This window comes from Streptomyces sp. NPDC001515, from assembly GCF_053597115.1.
Map to the genome: position 1 here is coordinate 69304 of NZ_JBSFHN010000028.1, position 19423 is coordinate 88726.

General features: G+C 72.5%; 19 protein-coding genes. 6 read left to right on the plus strand and 13 right to left on the minus strand.

Annotated elements, in window-relative coordinates; all coding sequences use genetic code 11:
- Window positions 1-39: 39 nt before the first annotated feature.
- The 3 genes from ACWCXC_RS26815 to ACWCXC_RS26825 form a co-directional block, all read right to left on the minus strand.
- Window positions 40-1452 carry an NADP-dependent succinic semialdehyde dehydrogenase gene (locus tag ACWCXC_RS26815; protein WP_450890758.1) on the minus strand — a complete coding sequence of 471 codons (1413 nt, stop codon included), beginning with the start codon at window positions 1450-1452 and terminating at the stop codon, window positions 40-42.
- Between the two features lie 183 nt (window positions 1453-1635).
- Window positions 1636-2139, minus strand: coding sequence for an ATP-binding protein (locus tag ACWCXC_RS26820; protein WP_450679877.1), 504 nt, complete (start codon window positions 2137-2139; stop codon window positions 1636-1638).
- Window positions 2140-2348: 209 nt separating this feature from the next.
- Entirely contained in the window at window positions 2349-2735 is a 387-nt protein-coding gene (locus ACWCXC_RS26825; RefSeq protein ID WP_450679876.1) for a hypothetical protein, read from the minus strand.
- A 205-nt stretch (window positions 2736-2940) separates the two neighbouring features.
- Here ACWCXC_RS26825 and ACWCXC_RS26830 point away from each other — a divergent pair, with 205 nt between their 5' ends.
- Window positions 2941-3270, plus strand: coding sequence for a DUF6479 family protein (locus tag ACWCXC_RS26830; RefSeq protein WP_450679875.1), 330 nt, complete (start codon window positions 2941-2943; stop codon window positions 3268-3270).
- A gap of 34 nt (window positions 3271-3304) precedes the next feature.
- Entirely contained in the window at window positions 3305-4108 is an 804-nt protein-coding gene (locus tag ACWCXC_RS26835) for a VOC family protein (protein ID WP_450890759.1), read from the plus strand.
- 10 nt (window positions 4109-4118) lie between these two features.
- Here ACWCXC_RS26835 and ACWCXC_RS26840 read toward each other — a convergent pair whose 3' ends face one another.
- The 6 genes from ACWCXC_RS26840 to ACWCXC_RS26865 form a co-directional block, all read right to left on the minus strand.
- Window positions 4119-4634: a DUF6328 family protein gene (locus ACWCXC_RS26840; RefSeq protein ID WP_450890760.1), complete on the minus strand. Its 516-nt coding sequence runs from the start codon at window positions 4632-4634 to the stop codon at window positions 4119-4121.
- A gap of 52 nt (window positions 4635-4686) precedes the next feature.
- On the minus strand, window positions 4687-4848 hold the full coding sequence (locus ACWCXC_RS26845) for a hypothetical protein (RefSeq protein WP_450679872.1): 162 nt from the start codon (window positions 4846-4848) through the stop codon (window positions 4687-4689).
- A gap of 2 nt (window positions 4849-4850) precedes the next feature.
- On the minus strand, window positions 4851-5387 hold the full coding sequence (locus ACWCXC_RS26850) for a GNAT family N-acetyltransferase (RefSeq protein WP_450679871.1): 537 nt from the start codon (window positions 5385-5387) through the stop codon (window positions 4851-4853).
- A gap of 152 nt (window positions 5388-5539) precedes the next feature.
- Window positions 5540-6391: a tyrosine-protein phosphatase gene (locus ACWCXC_RS26855; protein WP_450890761.1), complete on the minus strand. Its 852-nt coding sequence runs from the start codon at window positions 6389-6391 to the stop codon at window positions 5540-5542.
- Window positions 6392-6552: 161 nt separating this feature from the next.
- The gene (locus ACWCXC_RS26860; protein ID WP_450890762.1) at window positions 6553-6858 is read right to left on the minus strand and encodes an SHOCT domain-containing protein; all 306 of its coding nucleotides are present in this window, start codon (window positions 6856-6858) and stop codon (window positions 6553-6555) included.
- A gap of 55 nt (window positions 6859-6913) precedes the next feature.
- On the minus strand, window positions 6914-7339 hold the full coding sequence (locus tag ACWCXC_RS26865) for a DUF6325 family protein (protein ID WP_450679868.1): 426 nt from the start codon (window positions 7337-7339) through the stop codon (window positions 6914-6916).
- A 212-nt stretch (window positions 7340-7551) separates the two neighbouring features.
- On the opposite strand from ACWCXC_RS26865, the gene mutA reads away from it, so the two are divergent.
- Genes mutA through meaB form a run of 3 tightly spaced genes read left to right on the plus strand, consistent with a single transcriptional unit; the run spans window position 7552 to window position 12629 of the window.
- Entirely contained in the window at window positions 7552-9408 is a 1857-nt protein-coding gene (gene mutA / locus ACWCXC_RS26870) for a methylmalonyl-CoA mutase small subunit (RefSeq protein ID WP_450679867.1), read from the plus strand.
- On the plus strand, window positions 9408-11609 hold the full coding sequence (gene scpA / locus ACWCXC_RS26875) for a methylmalonyl-CoA mutase (RefSeq protein WP_450679866.1): 2202 nt from the start codon (window positions 9408-9410) through the stop codon (window positions 11607-11609). Before mutA ends, scpA begins: the two co-directional genes overlap by 1 nt.
- Before the next feature lie 12 nt (window positions 11610-11621).
- Complete coding sequence (meaB, locus tag ACWCXC_RS26880; RefSeq protein WP_450679865.1) at window positions 11622-12629, plus strand: methylmalonyl Co-A mutase-associated GTPase MeaB; 1008 nt, start codon at window positions 11622-11624, stop codon at window positions 12627-12629.
- A gap of 45 nt (window positions 12630-12674) precedes the next feature.
- Here meaB and ACWCXC_RS26885 read toward each other — a convergent pair whose 3' ends face one another.
- From ACWCXC_RS26885 to ACWCXC_RS26900, 4 genes are all read right to left on the minus strand, one after another.
- Complete coding sequence (locus ACWCXC_RS26885) at window positions 12675-14036, minus strand: NAD(P)/FAD-dependent oxidoreductase (RefSeq protein WP_450890763.1); 1362 nt, start codon at window positions 14034-14036, stop codon at window positions 12675-12677.
- Between the two features lie 133 nt (window positions 14037-14169).
- Window positions 14170-14517 (minus strand): hypothetical protein, encoded by a 348-nt coding sequence (locus ACWCXC_RS26890; protein ID WP_450679863.1) that lies wholly within the window; start codon window positions 14515-14517, stop codon window positions 14170-14172.
- A gap of 29 nt (window positions 14518-14546) precedes the next feature.
- Window positions 14547-16277 (minus strand): aa3-type cytochrome oxidase subunit I, encoded by a 1731-nt coding sequence (ctaD, locus tag ACWCXC_RS26895; protein ID WP_450679862.1) that lies wholly within the window; start codon window positions 16275-16277, stop codon window positions 14547-14549.
- Between the two features lie 262 nt (window positions 16278-16539).
- Window positions 16540-18762 (minus strand): NADP-dependent isocitrate dehydrogenase, encoded by a 2223-nt coding sequence (locus ACWCXC_RS26900; protein WP_450679861.1) that lies wholly within the window; start codon window positions 18760-18762, stop codon window positions 16540-16542.
- A gap of 160 nt (window positions 18763-18922) precedes the next feature.
- Here ACWCXC_RS26900 and ACWCXC_RS26905 point away from each other — a divergent pair, with 160 nt between their 5' ends.
- On the plus strand, window positions 18923-19423 hold the full coding sequence (locus ACWCXC_RS26905) for a tetratricopeptide repeat protein (RefSeq protein WP_450890764.1): 501 nt from the start codon (window positions 18923-18925) through the stop codon (window positions 19421-19423).

The following is a 19423-nucleotide window of genomic DNA, read 5'->3' on the forward strand; positions in this document are numbered from 1 at the left end:
CTCTCGGGGCGGTCGGGGCGGGACGGTGGCCCGGAGTGCTCAGTGCGGGTCGGGGCCGTACCAGACGGTGGTGGCGTTGCAGAACTCCCGGATGCCGTGGCCGGCCAGCTCGCGTCCGTAGCCGGAGCGCTTCACCCCGCCGAACGGCAGCGCGGGGTGGGAGGCGGTCATGCCGTTGAAGAACACCCCGCCGGCCTCCAGGTCGCGCACGCAGCGCCGGCTCTCCTCGGCGTCCCTGGTCCAGACGTTGGAGCTGAGGCCGAACGGCGTGTCGTTGGCGATCTCCAGGGCCTCGTCCAGGCTCTCGGCGCGGTAGAGCGTGGCGACGGGGCCGAAGGTCTCCTCGCGGTGGACGCGCATGGCGGGGGTGATGCCGGTCAGGACGGTGGGGGCGTAGAACCAGCCGTTCTCCAGGCCCCCGGCCAGTCCCTCGGGCGCACCGCCGCCGCACAGCGCGCGGGCGCCCCGCCGCAGGGCGTCGTCGACGAGTTCCGCGAGGTCGTCGCGGCCCTGGCGGCTGGAGAGCGGGCCGACGTCGGTGGACTCGTCCATCGGATCTCCGACGGTGAGGTCGCGCATGCCCACGGTGAAGCGTTCGGCGAACTCCTCGTACACCTCGGAGTGGACGATGAACCGCTTGGCGGCGATGCAGGACTGGCCGTTGTTCTGGACCCGGGCGGTGACGGCGGTGCGGGCCGCCTTGGCGACGTCGGCCGAGGGCAGGACCAGGAAGGGGTCGCTGCCGCCGAGTTCCAGGACCGTGTGTTTGACCTCGTCGCCCGCGACGGCGGCGACGGCGCGGCCGGCCGGTTCGCTGCCGGTGAGGGTGGCGGCGGCGATCCGGGGGTCGCGCAGGATGTCCTCGACGGCGCCGGAGCCGATCAGGAGCGTCTGGAAGCAGCCGGCGGGGAATCCGGCCCGGTGGAAGAGGTCGCCCAGGTAGAGGGCGGTCTGCGGCACGTTCGAGGCGTGCTTGAGGAGCCCGGTGTTCCCGGCCATCAGCGCGGGGGCCGCGAAGCGGACGACCTGCCAGAGCGGGAAGTTCCAGGGCATCACCGCCAGGACGGTGCCCAGCGGCCGGTAGCGGACGTAGGCGCGGGAGGCCCCGGAGTCCTCGACGTCGGCCGGGGCGGGGTGCTCGTCGGCGAGGAGTTCCTCGGCGTGGGCCGCGTACCAGCGCATCGCCTTGGAGCACTTCGCGGCCTCGGCGCGGGCGGCCTTGAGGGGTTTGCCCATTTCCAGGGTCATGGTGCGGGCGATGTCCTCGCGGTCCTCGTCGAGCAGGTCGGCGGCCCGGTTGAGCAGTCGGGAGCGTTCGCCGAATGGGGTGGTGCGGTACTCCCTCCGGGCCGCCTCGGCCGCCGCGAGCCGTTGTTCGATGCCGTCCGCGTCCAGGGCGTCGAACGTCCTGAGGGTTTCGCCGTTCGCCGGGTTGACCGTCGCGATGGGCATGACGGTGTCCTCCTTGCCTCGGTACTTCGACCGTGCCGTGCCCCGCCCGGCGGCGCAAACGCGGGCCGCGCCCCCCGCACGCACGGCCGGCGCGGACCGGGCCCGCGCGGGGCGGGCGGTCCGCGCCGGCCGGGGCGCGTTCCGGGGGCCGGGGGCGGCGGGGCCGCCCGGCTCCGGCCCCGGTCAGACGAGGGCGGGGGCGTCGGTCCGGACCGGGGCGGCCGGCGGAAGGTCCGTCACCGCGGCCGGGGTCCGGCGGAATTCGCGTACGCCCGGCAGCGGGGGCAGCGGCACGCGCTCGATGTGCTGCGGCTCCTGCGCGTAGCGGGTGAACCAGACGACCTTGCCCCCGGCGGTCCGGCAGGTGCCCCAGCTGTCGCTGAGCGCCATGACCCGGCTGAGGCCGCCGCCCTCGTGGAGCAGACGCGGCATCTCGGAGCCGTTGTCGGCGACGGAGACCGTCAGGTGCCGTCCGGACCAGCGCAGTTCGACGACGCAGTCGTTGTCGTCACCGACGTGCCGGTGGACGTTGGTCAGCAGCTCCTCCACCGCGCGGCACACGGGCCGTACATGCGGTTCGAGACGCCAGTGGCGGAGGTGTGCGGCGACGATCCGTCGCAGCTGGGGCACACGCTCTGCCGAAACCTGTAGTTCGACCAGATAGTGCCGGTCGAGTGGAACGGTCATCGTCGAGGCTCCTCACATCGAGGCCCATCGCTTCGCCCGTCTGAACCAACGACCCCCGAGTACGAAGAGTGAGCAGATGTCACTTCTGGGTCACTCCTTAGGGTGAGCCCCCTGCGCCGGTCGCGCAACACGTACGGGCGCGCACCCCCCGTGACCGGCGCGCATGCCTCGTACGGACGCACCGTTCCACTCCCCCGGGCGACGGCCGGCTACCGGTTCTCCAGGCGGAGGCGGACCTCTTCCTCCTGGTCGCCGGAGACCGTTCCGGTCACGGTCACGGCGAAGGCTCCGGCCAGCCCCTGCCGGAGCCGGTCGACGGCCCAGTAGCCGCCCTGCACGTCGAGGGTGACGGGTCCGCCGAGGCGTACCGTCCCGGACACCACCCGGGCCTCGTCGACGTCGACGGTCGCGGCCCAGGCGGTGGGACGTGGACCGGTGAGGTCCTCGGGTACGTCGACCGAGGCGCGGTCGGTGGTGAAGGCGGCCCGCAGCACGTCGAAGACCGTGCCCGCGTCGGCCTTGTCGCAGCCGCTGACGACGACCGACACCTCGCGGCCGTAGCGGCTCTCCTCGGTTCGCGGCTTCTCGTGTGTCATGTTCACCGGGTTTCCCTCCGTAGGGTTCCCTTCCAGGCTCTCCCCGGGGCGGGTGCGCGGCGACACGGGCGGCCGGTCCGGCCCTGCGGGTACGGGCGCGCCCTCGCCCGGCATCCCGAAACGCGATGCGGTGCAATATCCACTTAAAACATGAAATTGCCGCCCGATGCCGAGTGACGGCCCACCCCCGGGGTATCCGGCAGATATGGATGTATCGGATGGAGCCCTGAATACCCTGGCCACCACGCTCGCGGACGGACGGGGGGCGGCCGGGGTGGTGCTGGCCGTGGTCGGCGTGGCCCTGGTGGCGCTGCTGATCGGCGCCTTCTGGCTGGGCCGGAAGCGGCGCGCGGAAGAACTGCCGCCGCCCCGCCCCGACGAGCAGCCGGTCCCCCCGGACCACCGCACCCATGTGGAGGAACGCGAGGTCCACGGCGACGACAGCTTCCCCGCCGACGGCCGCGGTCTGTCGCCGTACGAACTCGGTGACCACGGCAACGAGACCCTTCGCCGCGACGACGAGCGGCGCGAATGAGCGGCCGCCGACGGGCGGGGGAAGCGGTGGCGCCATGACCCGCACCACGGGCGCCGCCCCGCGCGCGCCGCTGACCGGACCCACGGCCCCCTGCTGGGTCAATCTGATGACCCGGGACCTGGAGTCGGCCCAGACGTTCTACGGGGCGGTGATGGGCTGGACCTTCCGGCAGGGCCGGCTCGGCCGGGAGTTCGCGGTCGCCCGCCGGGGCGACGTACCGGTGGCCGGGCTCGGCGCCGTGGCCGGCGCCTATCAGGTCGCGGTGGCCTGGACGCCGTACTTCGCGGTCCGGGACGCCGATGCCGCGGCCTCCCGGATCCGGGAGCGCAGCGGCACGGTCGCGGTCGGCCCGCTGACCCTCAACAAGGGGCGCGGCGCCCTGGCCGCCGACCGGGACGGCGCGTCCTTCGGCATCTGGGAACGCACCGCGCCCACCACCCCTTCGCCGTCCCCCCACGTCCGTGCGCACGCCTGGCTGCGGCTGCGCACCCGGAACGCCTTCGACGCCGCGATCTTCTACGGCGAGGTGCTGGAGTGGGCCAGCGGACGGCCCGGTGCCTGCGAGGTGGCGTACGAGAAGGAGGAGGTGATCGTCCGGTGCGGCGGGCGGCAGCTCGCCCGGATCGGCTCCGGCGCGGTCGAGGCGGCCCCCGATCCGCTGGTCAGACCGCACTGGCAGGTCAACTTCCCGGTGGACGACCTCGCCGCGGCCGTCGCCACGGCCCGGGAGCACGGCGGCTCACTGGTCGAGGAGCTGTCCCGCCCCGACGGGAACGAGGCGACCCTGGTCGACCCGGAGGGCGGCCTCTTCACGGTCACGGACGGCGGGTCCTCCTGAGGCCCCGCCGTCACCGCTCCGTCCGGCCGCGCTCACGGGCCAGCGCCCACGCCGGGAAGACGAACCAGCAGACGAGGAACCACAGGGCCATCGCGCCGACCAGCCAGAGGGCGAGCGCGTTGTGCAGGGCGACCCGCAGGATCAGCAGGAGCGCCGCGCACATGGTGCAGAACAGCAGCACCAGGCCGATCACGGTGAGGCGCGAGGCCCAGGTGACGGTCTGGGGCTTGAGCCGGCGTCCGGTGAGCAGCCGGTGGTAGGTCACCGGGCCGATGAGCGCGCCGGCCGTCGCGGAGCCGAGCATCACCGTGACCACGTAGATGGTCCGGTCGGTGTCGGAGAGTTCGGCGAAGCGGGGCTGGAAGACGACGGCGAGCAGAAAGCCGAAGAGGATCTGGACGCCGGTCTGGGCGACGCGCAGCTCCTGGAGGAGGTCGGACCACCGCCGGTCCGCGCGCTCCTCCGGTGTCTCGTGGCGTCCCCACTCCGGCTCCGGGCCGTGCCGCCCGTCGGGGGTCCGGCTCACCTGGGCCTCCGTTCCGGTGTGCGACGGGCACACCTGATCGCCTGCCGACACGTTAGGCCATAGGGTCCCCGGTCCGGGGGAGGCGGGCGTCGCGCTCCAGCCGCGCGCGCAGGGTGGCGGCGAACTCCTCACCCCTGACCGGCCGGGTGCGCAGCGCCACGACGTGTTCCCCGGCGGCGCGCCCGGGGCCGCACAGCGCACGGATCCACGGCACGCTCAGCGGGAAACCGGCCGCGGGGCACCGACCGGCGCGGAGTCCGTCATATCGATGGGGAGCAGCAGTTCGGGGCGGTCCCACATCACGGCGGGGGGAGCGGCCCGCACGGTGCCGGTCCGCCGGGCGCCCATGGCGGCGTAGAAGCCCTCGGCGGGGGGATGCGAGACGACGCGCACGCCGTCCAGGCCCGCTTCGCGCGCCTCCGCGCGCAGATGCCCGATCAGCAGTCGGCCGATCCCGGTGCCCTGGGCGGCGTCCGCGACGAACATGAGGTCGAGCTCGGGCGGGTCCAGGAGGAGGGCGTAGAAGCCGAGCAGCCTGCCCGTGGTCTCCCCCACGGCCGCGTGCACCCGGTGCGTCTCGATGTAGTCGGGTCCCACCCGGTATCCGGCGACCATGGGGGCGTACGGGCCGCCGTACGCCCCCGAAGCGCGGACCAGCCGGCTCAGCCGTCCGGCGTCGCGGGCCCCGGCCCGCCGGATGCGGACGTCCTCGCCCCGTGCCCGCCGGGCGCGGTCCCTCGTTCCTGATCTCACGCAACGAGTATGACGTGCGCGAACGGCTGCCCCGGACCGCCGCGGGGCGGGCGTAGGTGCCCGGCGCGGGCGGCGGCACGGGGATGGACTCCTTCGGGAAGCTCGGGTGCTGCGGTCGCTCCACGACACGGGTCGCGCCGGCGCCGCCCCGGTCAGTTGGGGTGGACGTCCGCGCTCCCGGGCGCCCGGAACGCCGGGCCGAAGCCGGGGGCGGCCACGACCAGGTCCTCCCGCAGCCGCCGCAGCGCCGCGTCGGGAACGCGCAGTCCGTTGCGGAGGTAGCCGTCCAGTCCGCCCCACCGCTCGTCCATGGCGTCCAGCGCGGTGTCGAGGTAGCGGGTGCGGACCTCGATGATCGCGGAGGCGATCTCCGGGTCGCCGCCCGCGTCGAGATAGCCCTGGACGTACGGCCTGAAGGCGACTCGGACCACCGGGTTCACCGCGAGGAACTCCGTGCGCACGGTGTCCCGGGAGGCGCCGAGCACGAGGAGCAGGACGGCGGCGGCCCAGCCGGTGCGGTCCTTGCCGGCGGTGCAGTGGAAGAGCACGGGGCGCGCCGCGTCGTCGGCGGCCGTCTCCAGGAAGGCCCGGTAGGCGGCTCCGGCCCGGGGCGAGAGCACCATCTGCCGGTAGGTCTGGGCGAACAGTTCCTCCGCCTTGCCGCCGCCCAGCAGCCGTTCGGCCTCGACCGGGTCGCCGAGCAGGGCGCGGAGCCGGGCCGGTGCCACGCCCGGGTCGTCGCCGAGGACGTCGGCGACGAACAGGCGGGCGCCGGGCGGCAGGCGGTCGGGGGCCGAGGAGCGTTCGTCGGCCGTGCGCAGGTCGACGACCGTACGGATGCCGAGGGCGGCGAGGGTCGCGTCGTGCGCCGCGTCCAGTCCGTGGAGCTGGCCGGAGCGCAGCACCGCGCCCGCGCGTACCTGTCTGCCCGGTCCGAGGGCGATGCCGCCCAGATCCCGCAGATTGAGAACGGAGGCTGCCGGGAGGGCCCTGGCGGTGTGCACGATGAACGTCCCCTTTTCCCGGCCGGTGTCCGAAGCGACGCCGGGCCGGCCGGATAAAAATCGCATGATGGCGAGACAGCGACGGAGCGAAACGCCGATGATCATCGATCGGGCCGTCGCCCGACGGGAAACGCGGGACGCCGGGCGGGAGCCGCGTGCGCTCAGCCGGCCAGCAGTCTGGCCTTCTGCGCCTCGAACTCGGTGTCGGTGAGGATGCCCTGCTTCTTGAGCTCGGCCAGGCGTTCCAGCCGGCTGATCAGATCGTCGGCCGGCGCGGCGGCGGGCTGCGGGGCGGCCTGCGTCTGCATCTGCTCGCGCAGCCGCTGGTCGGCCAGTTGCTGGGCCTCGTCCTCGGCGAACCGTTCCTGCTGGTGGCGCTGGACGCGGCCGCTGACAGCGGAGGCGGTACCCGCCACCACGGCGGTACGCGCCACCGTGCCGAGCAGGCCGGGGCCTCGGCGGTTCATTCCGGGTCCTCGAAGAATCGGCATGTCGACACGTCTTTCGGTGCGGGGGCGGGGGTCACCCGGTGGCGGCAGCGGCCAGGGCCGCCTCGGCCACCTCGGCGGGGATGCGCTCATGGGCGACGAGCAGGCCGCCGGACTCACGGACCGCCTCGGTGAGCGGCACCGCCCACAGGTCCTCCCAGACGACGAGCGCCGCGGAGCTGCCGGGCGGCACGTTCGCGCCCAGCGTCGCGATGTCCTCGTCGTTGAGCAGACCGGTGACACGGCCGTCGACGGGTTCGAAGGAGACGAGGTCGTCGGGGTCGAGGTCCTCCAGCTCGATCGTCTCGACCGTGCCGTCCTCCGCGCGGTGCACGAAGGCCAGGTCGATGATCCGCACGGCCTTCGACGCGACCGCCTCCGCGAGCGCGGGGGCGATGGCACCGGTGAACCGGCTCCCGGGAAAGGCGACGACGAGGTACTCCACAGGTCCCACAGCCACGGGCGTGTCCTCTCCGGATGAATGGATTGACAGCAGCATAACTTCGGACATTTACGGCTGCACCGCGAGAAATCATCCAGACATGCTCGAACCTCACTGGAGCCGGATCCGGGGTTACGCGACGGTATGTAAGGGATCACGTGCGCGGAGGGAGGGAAAGGTCACAGGTCGAGCCTCTGCAGCCCCTCCGGGACCTGTCCTAGCATCTGGGCATGACGGTCCAACCTGCCGACGGGCTTTCGCTGGCCGCCGAATTCCCCGATCCCGCCCATGAGCAGTGGCAGAGCCTTGTGGAAGGCGTGCTGCGCAAATCGGGCAAGGACGTGACGGGTTCGGCCGCCGAGGAAGCACTGTCCACCACGGTCGAGGACGGGCTCCTCACGCGCCCCCTCTACACCGCGCGCGACGACGCGCCCGACGCCGGCCTCCCGGGCTTCGCCCCCTACACCCGGGGCAGCACGCCCCAGGGCAGCGCCGAAGGCGGGTGGGGCGTACGCCAGCGGCACGCCTCGACCGATCCCGGGAAGCTGAACGAGGCCCTGCTCACCGATCTGGAGAACGGCACCACGTCGCTGTGGCTCGCCGTCGGTGACACCGACGGCGTCCCGGTTTCGGGCCTCGCCCGCGCCCTGGAGGGCGTGCACCTCGATCTGGCCCCGCTGGTCCTGGACGCCGGAGCCGAACTGGACGCCGCCGCCACGGAGTTGTTCCGCATCCAGGAGGAGCGCGGACTCGCGGCCGACGCCCTGCGCGGCGGTCTCGGCGCCGATCCGCTGGGGCTCGCCGCCCGCAGCGGCGAGGAAGCCGACCTGACGTCGGCCGTCCGCTGGGCGCGGCACTGCGCCGCCGGGTTCCCCGGGCTGCGCGCCCTGACCGTGGACGCCCTGCCGTACCACGAGGCCGGCTCCTCGGCCGCCGAGGAGCTGGGCGCCTCGCTGGCCACCGGCGTCGCCTATCTGCGCGCGCTCACCGGAGCCGGGCTCGACACCGAGCAGGCCCTCGGCCAGCTGGAGTTCCGCTACGCGGCGACCGCCGACCAGTTCCTGACCATCGCCAAGCTGCGCGCCGCGCGCCGTCTGTGGGCGCGGGTCGCGGAGGTGTGCGGGGCGCCCCGGGCCGGGGCGCAGCACCAGCACGCGGTGACCTCGCCGGTCATGATGACGCGGCGCGATCCCTGGGTGAACATGCTGCGGACCACGCTGGCCTGTCTGGGCGCGGGGGTGGGCGGGGCCGAGACGGTCACCGTGCTCCCCTTCGACCACGCCCTCGGACTGCCGGACGCCTTCGCCCGGCGCATCGCGCGCAACACCTCCACGATCCTGCTGGAGGAGTCGCACCTGGCCCGGGTCATCGACCCGGCGGGCGGTTCCTGGTACGTGGAGCGGCTGACCGACGAACTCGCACAGTCCGCCTGGGCGTTCTTCCAGGAGATCGAGCGGGCGGGGGGCCAGGCCGCCGCGCTCGGCTCGGGCCTGGTCGCGGAGCGGATCGCCGCCACCTGGGCGGCCCGCAGCAGGGACCTGGCCCGGCGCAAGGAACCGATCACCGGGGTCAGCGAGTTCCCGCTGCTCGACGAGCGCCCCGTGGAGCGCGAGCCGCTGCCGCGTCCCGCCGCCCGGGGCGGTCTGCCGGTGGTCCGCCGGGACGAGGCGTTCGAGGCGCTGCGCGCCCGGTCCGACGCCCGTCGGGCGGCGGGCGGCAGCCGGCCCACGATCTTCCTGGCCGCGCTCGGCCCCGCCTCGGTGCACACCGCGCGCGCCTCGTTCGCCGCGAACCTCTTCCGGGCGGGAGGCATCGAGCCCGTCCACGAGCCGGTCCAGGTGGACGCGGACACGGTCGCCGCGGCCTTCGCGGCCTCCGGGAGCGAGGTGGCGTGCCTGTGCTCCAGCGACGCGCTCTACGCCGAACAGGCGGAGGAGGTCGCCCAGGCGCTGGTCGCCGCGGGTGCGCGACGGGTGTACCTGGCGGGCAGGCCCGGCACGTACCGGGGCGTGGACGAGTACGTCCACGTCGGCTGCGACGTGGTGGCCGTGCTCTCTTCCCTTCTCGACCGGATGGGTGTGGCGTAATGCGGATCCCCGACTTCTCCGACATCGACCTCGGGCCGGGCGACGGCGCCGGGGTGACCGAGGACCAGTGGCGCTCGGCCGTCAAGGAGTCCTCAGGTACCTCCGACGACGATCTGCTCTGGCAGACCCCGGAAGGGATCGCGGTCAAGCCGCTGTACACCGGCCGGGACCTGGAGGGCGTCGACTTCCTCGGCACGTACCCGGGCATCGCCCCGTACCTGCGCGGGCCCTACCCCACCATGTACGTCAACCAGCCCTGGACGATCCGGCAGTACGCCGGGTTCTCCACGGCCGAGGAGTCCAACGCCTTCTACCGGCGCAACCTCGCGGCCGGGCAGAAGGGCCTCTCGGTCGCCTTCGACCTGCCGACCCACCGGGGCTACGACAGCGACCACCCCCGGGTGACCGGTGACGTCGGCATGGCCGGGGTCGCGATCGACTCGATCTACGACATGCGCCAGCTGTTCGACGGCATCCCGCTGGACCGCATGTCCGTGTCGATGACGATGAACGGCGCGGTGCTGCCCGTGCTCGCGCTGTACATCGTGGCCGCCGAGGAGCAGGGCGTACCGCCCGAGAAGCTGGCCGGGACCATTCAGAACGACATTCTGAAGGAGTTCATGGTCCGCAACACCTACATCTATCCGCCGAAGCCGTCGATGCGGATCATCTCCGACATCTTCTCGTACACCTCGCGGAAGATGCCGCGCTACAACTCGATCTCCATCTCCGGCTACCACATCCAGGAGGCCGGGGCGACGGCCGATCTGGAGCTGGCCTACACCCTGGCGGACGGGGTGGAGTACCTGCGGGCCGGGAGGGACGCCGGGCTGGACGTGGACGCGTTCGCGCCGCGGCTCTCCTTCTTCTGGGCGATCGGCATGAACTTCTTCATGGAGATCGCCAAGCTGCGGGCGGCCCGGCTGCTCTGGGCCAAGCTGGTCCGGGAGTTCGGTCCGAAGAACCCCAAGTCCCTGTCGCTGCGCACCCATTCGCAGACCTCGGGCTGGTCCTTGACCGCGCAGGACGTGTTCAACAACGTCACGCGCACCTGCGTCGAGGCGATGGCCGCCACCCAGGGCCACACCCAGTCCCTGCACACCAACGCGCTCGACGAGGCGCTGGCCCTGCCGACGGACTTCTCGGCACGCATCGCCCGCAACACCCAGCTGCTCCTCCAGCAGGAGTCCGGCACCGGCCGGGTCATCGACCCGTGGGGCGGCAGCGCGTACGTGGAGAAGCTGACGTACGACCTGGCGCGGCGGGCCTGGCAGCACATCGAGGAGGTGGAGGCGGCGGGCGGCATGGCCAAGGCCATCGACGCCGGCATCCCCAAGCTGCGCATCGAGGAGGCCGCGGCCCGCGCCCAGGCCCGGATCGACTCCGGCCGGCAGCCGGTGATCGGCGTCAACAAGTACCGCGTGGAGACCGACGAGCAGATCGACGTGCTCAAGGTCGACAACAGCGCCGTGCGCGCCCAGCAGATCGAGAAGCTGCGCCGGCTGCGCGAGGAACGCGACGAGGACGCCTGCCAGGACGCGCTGCGCGCGCTGACGGCGGCCGCCGGGCGCGATCCGGGTCCGGGGCTCGACGGCAACCTGCTGGCGCTGGCCGTGGACGCGGCGCGCGCGATGGCGACCGTCGGCGAGATCTCCGACGCCCTGGAGAAGGTGTTCGGCCGGCACGCGGGCCAGATCCGTACGATCTCCGGTGTGTACCGCAACGAGGCAGGGGAGTCGCCGTCCGTGGACCGCACCCGCGCGCTGGTCGACGCGTTCGAGGAGGCGGAGGGACGGCGCCCGCGCATCCTGGTCGCCAAGATGGGCCAGGACGGCCACGACCGGGGGCAGAAGGTGATCGCGACCGCCTTCGCCGACCTGGGCTTCGACGTGGACGTGGGCCCGCTGTTCCAGACGCCGGGCGAGGTCGCCCGGCAGGCGGTCGAGGCGGACGTGCACATCGTGGGCGTCTCGTCGCTGGCCGCCGGCCACCTCACGCTCGTTCCGGCGCTCCGCGAGGAGCTGGCCGCGGAGGGGCGCGAGGACATCATGATCGTGGTGGGCGGGGTGATTCCGCCGCAGGACGTGTCCGCCCTGCACGAGGCGGGTGCCGCGGCCGTGTTCCCGCCCGGGACGGTGATCCCGGACGCGGCCCACGATCTGGTGACGCGGCTGGGCGCCTCGCTCGGCCACGAGCTGTGAGCCGCTGATCCCATGGCGGCGAGGATCGATCTCGACGGATATGTGAAGGGGGTGCTCGACGGGAAGCGGGCGCACATCGCGCGCGCCATCACGCTCGTCGAGTCCACCCGGCCCGACCACCGGGACCTGGCGCAGCAGTTGCTGCGGGCGCTGCTGCCGTACTCGGGCCGGGCCCGGCGCATCGGCGTCAGCGGCGTGCCCGGGGTCGGGAAGTCCACGTTCATCGACGCGCTCGGCACGATGCTCACCGGGCTCGGGCACCGGGTCGCGGTGCTGGCCGTGGACCCGTCGTCCAGCAGGACCGGCGGCTCCATCCTGGGTGACAAGACCCGGATGGAGCGGCTGGCGGTGGATCCGGCGGCGTTCGTCCGCCCCTCCCCCACCGCGGGCACGCTGGGCGGGGTGGCGAAGGCGACCCGGGAGTCCATCGTGGTGATGGAGGCGGCGGGCTACGACGTGGTGCTCGTGGAGACGGTCGGGGTCGGCCAGTCGGAGACGGCGGTCGCCAACATGGTCGACACGTTTCTGCTGCTGACCCTGGCCCGTACGGGTGACCAGCTCCAGGGCATCAAGAAGGGCGTGCTGGAGCTGGCGGACGCCATCGCGGTGAACAAGGCCGACGGACCGCACGAGCGGGACGCCCGCTCGGCGGCGCGCGAACTGGCGGGGGCGCTGCGGCTGATGCACCCGGCCGACGCGGCCTGGACGCCGCCGGTGCTCACGTGCAGCGCGCGCGAGTCCACCGGTCTGGACACCCTGTGGGAGCGGCTGGAGCAGCACCGGGCGCTGCTGGAGTCGACCGGCGCCCTCGCGGCCCGGCGCAGCGAGCAGCAGGTCGACTGGGCCTGGACGATGGTGCGCGAGGAGCTGCTGGAGAGCCTGCGCGCCCATCCCGGGGTGCGTGCCCTGGCACCGGAGGTCGAACGCCGGGTCCGCGAGGGCACGTTGCCGGCGACCTCGGCGGCCGAGCGGATCCTGGCGGTGTTCCGGGGCGAGGACGCGCCCGGCACGGCCGACTGATCCCCCGGGCACGGACGCCGGCCCCCACAGGGTGCCGGCGTCCGGTCAGGTCCGGGCGTGGAGCGCGGCGGTGTGCTCGCGGACCTGCTCCGGCGTCAGATAGGCGTCGGTGTACTCGAAGTCCCGGAGCGTGGCGGGCTTGCGTGACTGGAAGCCGGTGCGGACGAAGTCGTCGCCGGCCGCCGCGTTGATCAGCCAGTTGGTCATCACCCGGGCCTTGGCCACCTGGGTGCGCAGCGCCGACCAGTGGTAGCCGCGGGCCACGGCCTGCGCGGCGATGCCGTGCATCTCGATGCCGAGCGGCTTGGAGACGGCGTCCTTGCCGCCGAGGTCGACCACGAGCCCGAGGTCCTTGTGGACGTAGGGCTGGAGCGGCTGGTGGCGCAGGGTGGCCAGCAGGTTGTCGGCGAGCTTGCGGCCCTGGCGCATGGCGTGCTGGGCGGTGGGCGGGCAGACCGCGCCGTCGCCCTTGACCAGGTCCGGCACGGCGGCCGCGTCCCCGAGGGCGAAGATGCCGTCGAAACCGGGCAGGGTCATCTCGGGGGTGACGGCGAGCCGTCCGCGCACAGTCTCGGCGCCGAAGGTGGCCACCAGCGGGCTGGCCGCCACACCGGCCGTCCAGATCAAGGTGCGGCAGGGCAGCACCCGGCCGTCGGTGAACGTCACCGATTCGGGGCCCGCCTCGGCCACCGAGACCCCGAGCGACACCTCGATGCCCCGGTCCCGGAGCACCCGCAGCGCGCTCTCGCCGAGCCTGTCGCCCAGTTCGGGCATGAGCTTCGGGGCGATGTCGATCAGGTGCCACTTGACGAGCCGGGGGTCCAGCCGGGGGTAGTGGCGCAGGGCGTTGCTGGTGAGGCGCTGGAGGCAGGCGGCCGTCTCGGTGCCGGCGTATCCGCCGCCGACGACGACGAACTGGAGCCGGGAGGCCCGTTCCCCCTCGTCGTCGCTGGCGTCGGCCAGGTCCAGCTGGGCGATGACGTGGTCGCGTACGTACGCCGCCTCCGCGAGCGTCTTCATGCCCCGGGCGTGGTCGAGGAGTCCGGGGATGTCGAAGGTGCGGGTGACGCTCCCGGGGCTGAGCACGAGGTAGTCGTAGGGCTCGTAGACGATCTCGTCGGTGATCTTGCGGATGACGCAGATCTTGGCCTTGGCGTCGACGCCGATCGCCCCGCCGGGAACGATGCGGGTGCGGTGCCGGCTGCTGCGGCGCAGCGACACGGCGACGGACTGCGGGGTGAGGACGCCGGAGGCGACCTGGGGCAGCAGGGGCAGATAGAGCTGGTACGAGAACGGGGCGACGAGCACGATGTCCGCCTCGCCCGGCCGGAGCCGGCGCTCCAGACGGCGTACGCACTCGACCCCGGCGAAACCTGCTCCGACAACGAGAATCCTGGGTCGTGCCACAGTCTTCGTCCCTTCTCGGGTCTGCACGGTCGTCCGTGCGCCTGCCCCGTGACACGCGCCCGTCACCTCTCATCTTCACGAGACGGCGGTGAGTCCGCCTCCCGGGACGGCGGAACGGACGACCCGGCCCGGCTCAGCGGGCGAGGCCGCAGACCAGGGCGCAGACCCCGGCCGCGGTGGCCGCGCAGAGCAGTGCGGCGGCCACGCAGCGGGCCCTGAGGAGGCGGTAGCGCTCGGTGTACTCGCCGCGCAGTTCGGCGGACCGGTCCGCGACGCGGACGAGCATCGCCCGCGAGACGGCGGCCCGGTCGGCGGCGTAGACCCGCTCGACGTCCTCGCGCTGGGCCGTGGTCAGCCACGGCAGCGCGTCGGTGAAGCGGCGCGCCTGGTGGCGTGCCTGCTCCAGTTCGGCGCTCCAGAGCAGATAGCCCTCCATACGGGCCAGGCCCCGGGCGCATTCACGGTCGTGGTCCGGGCGCATCGCCCCCTCCTCTCCCCGCGTGCCCCTCCTCACGCCTGCCGGTCCCCCGGGGCCACGGTCATGGAGTCCTCGGTGCGGTTCATGGCCTCGTCGAGTTCGCGTACGGCGGGGTGGTGCAGGTCGAAGGCCGGGGACTCGGAGCGGATCCGGGGCAGGGTGACGAAGTTGTGGCGCGGCGGCGGGCAGGAGGTGGCCCATTCGAGGGAACGGCCGTAGCCCCACGGGTCGTCCACCCCGACCATCTCCCCCTGGGTGGCGGTCTTCCAGACGTTGTAGAGGAAGGGCAGCATCGACAGGCCCAGCAGGAAGGAGGAGATCGTCGAGACGGTGTTCAGCGCCGTGAAGCCGTCGGCGGCCAGGTAGTCGGCGTAACGGCGGGGCATGCCCTCGGCACCGAGCCAGTGCTGCACCAGGAAGGTGCCGTGGAAGCCCACGAAGAGGGTCCAGAAGGTGATCTTGCCGAGCCGTTCGTCGAGCATCTTGCCGGTGAACTTCGGCCACCAGAAGTGGAATCCGGCGAACATCGCGAAGACCACGGTGCCGAAGACGACGTAGTGGAAGTGCGCGACCACGAAGTAGGTGTCCGAGACGTGGAAGTCCATCGGCGGCGAGGCGAGGATGACGCCGGTCAGCCCGCCGAAGAGGAAGGTGACGAGGAAGCCGACGGACCAGAGCATCGGCGTCTCGAAGGAGAGCGAGCCGTGCCACATCGTGCCGATCCAGTTGAAGAACTTCACCCCGGTGGGGACGGCGATGAGGAAGGTCATGAACGAGAAGAAGGGCAGCAGCACCCCGCCGGTGACGTACATGTGGTGCGCCCACACGGTGATGGACAGGCCCGCGATGGCGATGGTGGCGCCGATCAGCCCGATGTAGCCGAAGATCGGTTTGCGGCTGAAGACCGGGATGATCTCGCTGACGATCCCGAAGAAGGGCAGCGCGATGATGTAGACCTCGGGATGGCCGAAGAACCAGAAGAGGTGCTGCCAGAGCAGCGCGCCCCCGTTCGACGGGTTGAAGACCTGGGCGCCGAACTTCCGGTCCGCCTCCAGGGCGAGCAGGGCGGCGGCCAGGACGGGGAAGGCCAGCAGGACCAGGACCGCGGTCAGCAGCACGTTCCAGACGAAGATCGGCATCCGGAACATGGTCATGCCGGGGGCGCGCATGCAGATGATCGTGGTGATGAAGTTGACCGAGCCGAGGATCGTGCCGAAGCCGGAGAAGGCCAGACCCATGATCCACATGTCTCCGCCGATGCCGGGCGAGCGGACGGCGTCGGTCAGCGGGGAGTAGGCGAACCAGCCGAAGTCGGCGGCGCCGTTGGGCGTGAGGAAGCCGGCGACCACCAGGAGCGAGCCGAAGAGGTAGAGCCAGTAGGCGAACATGTTCAGCCGCGGGAACGCCACGTCGGGGGCGCCGATCTGGAGCGGCATGATCCAGTTGGTGAAGCCGGCGAAGAGCGGGGTGGCGAACATCAGCAGCATGATCGTGCCGTGGATGGTGAACGCCTGGTTGAACTGCTCGTTGGAGATCAGCTGGAGTCCGGGGCGGGCCAGTTCCGCGCGCATGACGAGGGCGAGGATGCCGCCGAGGAGGAAGAACGCGAACGAGGTGACCAGGTACAGGGTGCCGATGGTCTTGTGGTCGGTGGAGGTCAGCCAGGTGACGACCACCTTGCCCCGCTGCCTGCCGCGCACCGGGAGTTCGTTGGCGTAGTCCGCCTCCTCCTCCGTCGGCCCTGCCGTGCCCGTCGTCGTCACTGGGCGCTCCCTCGTTCGTCACCGTGCCTGGTTGCCGGTTGCAGCAAACCAGCCGGCGGCCCGCCGGGGGCGGCCCGGCGCCCGTCACGGGGCGGGTTTCACCCGTCAGGGGGTCCCCGTCGCTCCCGGGCGGCGGACAGCGGGCGGGAGCGGGCCGGGACACGGCTCCGCCCCGGCACGGCGCACGGCCGGCCGGGGCGGAGGGGCCGCGGGGCTCACGGGCGAGGCGGGGGTCCGCCGCCGCCCGGGGGCTCCGGTCGGATCAGGCGAGGCTCGCGATCGCCTGGTTGAACGTGGCCGAGGGGCGCATGACGGCGGCGGCCTTGGCCGGGTCGGGCTGGTAGTAGCCGCCGATGTCGGCCGGCTTGCCCTGGACCGCGATCAGCTCGTCGACGATCGTCTGCTCCTGCTCGGACAGCGTCTTGGCGAGCGGGGCGAACGCGGCGGCGAGTTCGGCGTCGTCGTTCTGCTGCGCCAGCTCCTGGGCCCAGTACAGGGACAGGTAGAAGTGGCTGCCGCGGTTGTCGATGCCACCGAGGCGGCGGGAGGGCGACTTGTCCTCGTTGAGGAACGTGGCCGTGGCCCGGTCCAGCGTGTCGGCGAGGACCTGGGCGCGGGCGTTGCCCGTGGTCTGCGCGAGGTGCTCGAAGCTGACGGCGAGGGCGAGGAACTCGCCCAGGCTGTCCCAGCGCAGGTAGTCCTCCTTGACGAGCTGCTGCACGTGCTTGGGCGCGGAGCCGCCGGCGCCCGTCTCGAAGAGACCGCCGCCGTTCATCAGCGGGACGACGGAGAGCATCTTCGCGCTGGTGCCGAGCTCCAGGATCGGGAAGAGGTCCGTCAGGTAGTCGCGGAGCACGTTGCCGGTGACGGAGATGGTGTCCTCGCCGCGGCGGATGCGCTCCAGGGAGAAGGCGGTGGCCTTCTCCGGCGACATGATCTCGATCCGCAGGCCGTCGGTGTCGTGCTCGGCGAGGTAGGTCTTGACCTTGGCGATGAGCTGCGCGTCGTGGGCGCGGTCCTCGTCGAGCCAGAAGACGGCCGGGTTGCCGGTCGCGCGGGCGCGGGTGACGGCCAGCTTGACCCAGTCCTGGATCGGCAGGTCCTTGGTCTGGCACATGCGGAAGATGTCGCCGGCGCCGACGGTCTGCTCCAGCACGGCGTTGCCGGCGGCGTCCACGACGCGGACGGTGCCGGTGGCGGGGATCTCGAAGGTCTTGTCGTGGCTGCCGTACTCCTCGGCCTTCTGCGCCATCAGACCGACGTTGGGCACGGAGCCCATCGTGGACGGGTCGAAGGCGCCGTTGGCGCGGCAGTCGTCGATGACGACCTGGTAGACGCCGGCGTAGCTGCTGTCCGGGAGGACGGCGACGGTGTCGGCCTCCTGGCCGTCCGGGCCCCACATGTGGCCGGAGGTGCGGATCATGGCCGGCATGGAGGCGTCGACGATGACGTCGCTGGGGACGTGCAGGTTGGTGATGCCCTTGTCGGAGTCGACCATGGCGAGGGCGGGGCCCTCGGCCAGCTCGGCCTCGAAGGCGGCCTTGATCTCGGCGCCGACGTGCGGCACGGAGTCGAGGCCCGAGAGGATCGCGCCGAGGCCGTCGTTCGGGCTGAGGCCCGCGGCGGCGAGGACGTCGCCGTACTTGGCGAAGGTGTTCGGGAAGAAGGCGCGGACCACGTGGCCGAAGATGATCGGGTCGGAGACCTTCATCATCGTGGCCTTGAGGTGCACGGAGAAGAGCACGCCCTCGGCCTTGGCGCGGGCGATCTGCGCGGTGATGAACTCGCGCAGCGCGGCGACGCGCATCACGGCGGCGTCCACGACCTCGCCGGCCAGGACCGGGACGGACTCGCGGAGCACGGTGGTGGTGCCGTCGTCCGCGACCAGCTCGATGCGCAGCGAGCCCGCCTCGGCGATCACGGCGGACTTCTCGGTGGAGCGGAAGTCGTCGACGCCCATGGTGGCGACGTTCGTCTTCGAGTCGGCGGTCCAGGCACCCATGCGGTGCGGGTGGGTCTTCGCGTAGTTCTTGACCGAGGCGGGGGCGCGGCGGTCGGAGTTGCCCTCGCGCAGGACGGGGTTGACCGCGCTGCCCTTGACCTTGTCGTAGCGGGCGCGGACGTCCTTGTCCTCGTCGGTCCGCGGGTCGTCCGGGTAGTCCGGGAGGGCGTAGCCCTGCGCCTGGAGCTCGGCGATCGCGGCCTTGAGCTGCGGGATCGAGGCCGAGATGTTCGGCAGCTTGATGATGTTCGCGCCGGGCGTGGTGGCCAGGGCGCCCAGCTCGGCGAGCGCGTCGTCGATGCGCTGGCTCTCCTGGAGGCGCTCCGGGAAGCTGGCGATGATCCGGCCCGCCAGGGAGATGTCACGGCTCTCCACGGTGACACCGGCCTTCGAGGCGTACGCCTCGATCACGGGCAGGAACGAATACGTCGCCAGGGCCGGGGCCTCGTCGGTGTGTGTATAGATGATGGTCGAGTCAGTCACCCTGTGCTCCGCTCCACGTCTGCAACATTGCTTGACATCAAGATATCTCGTGATCGCCACTGTCTCGACAGGGCCCCGTCCCGTCCAGTCCGGAACCGGCCGTACCGCCCCCGAGTCCGGGATTTGCGCGCGCCGTGCGGGCCTGGCAGCGTGCGACCGCATGAGTACGCAGAGCGGGCCCGGCGAGGCCCTCGAGCAGGCGGTACGGCTCCGCGAGCGGCGGACGCCGCGGGCGTGCGAGCAGTTGGTGGCCCTGGCGGCCCGCCACCCCGGTCATGCCGGGGTCGCCTATCAGACCGCCTGGGCCCATGACGCGCTGGGCCTGGAGACCGGGGCCGTGCCGTACTACGAGCGGGCCCTGGAGGGGACGGGGCTCGCCCCCGAGGACCGCCACGGCGCGTTCCTCGGGCTCGGCAGCACCCTGCGGGTGCTGGGCCGGTACGCCGAGGCGCGCGCCGTGCTGGAGCGCGCGCTGGCGGAGTTCCCGGACGACGCCGCGCTGCGGACCTTCCTGGCCATGGCGCTGTACAACCTCGGGCAGGCGCGGGAGTCGGTGGGCCTGCTGCTGAAGGTGGTGGCCGAGACCGGCGCGGACCCCGGGCTGCGGGCGTACGCGCCGGCCGTCGCGCACTACGCGGACCGCCTGGACGAGGTGGAGTGA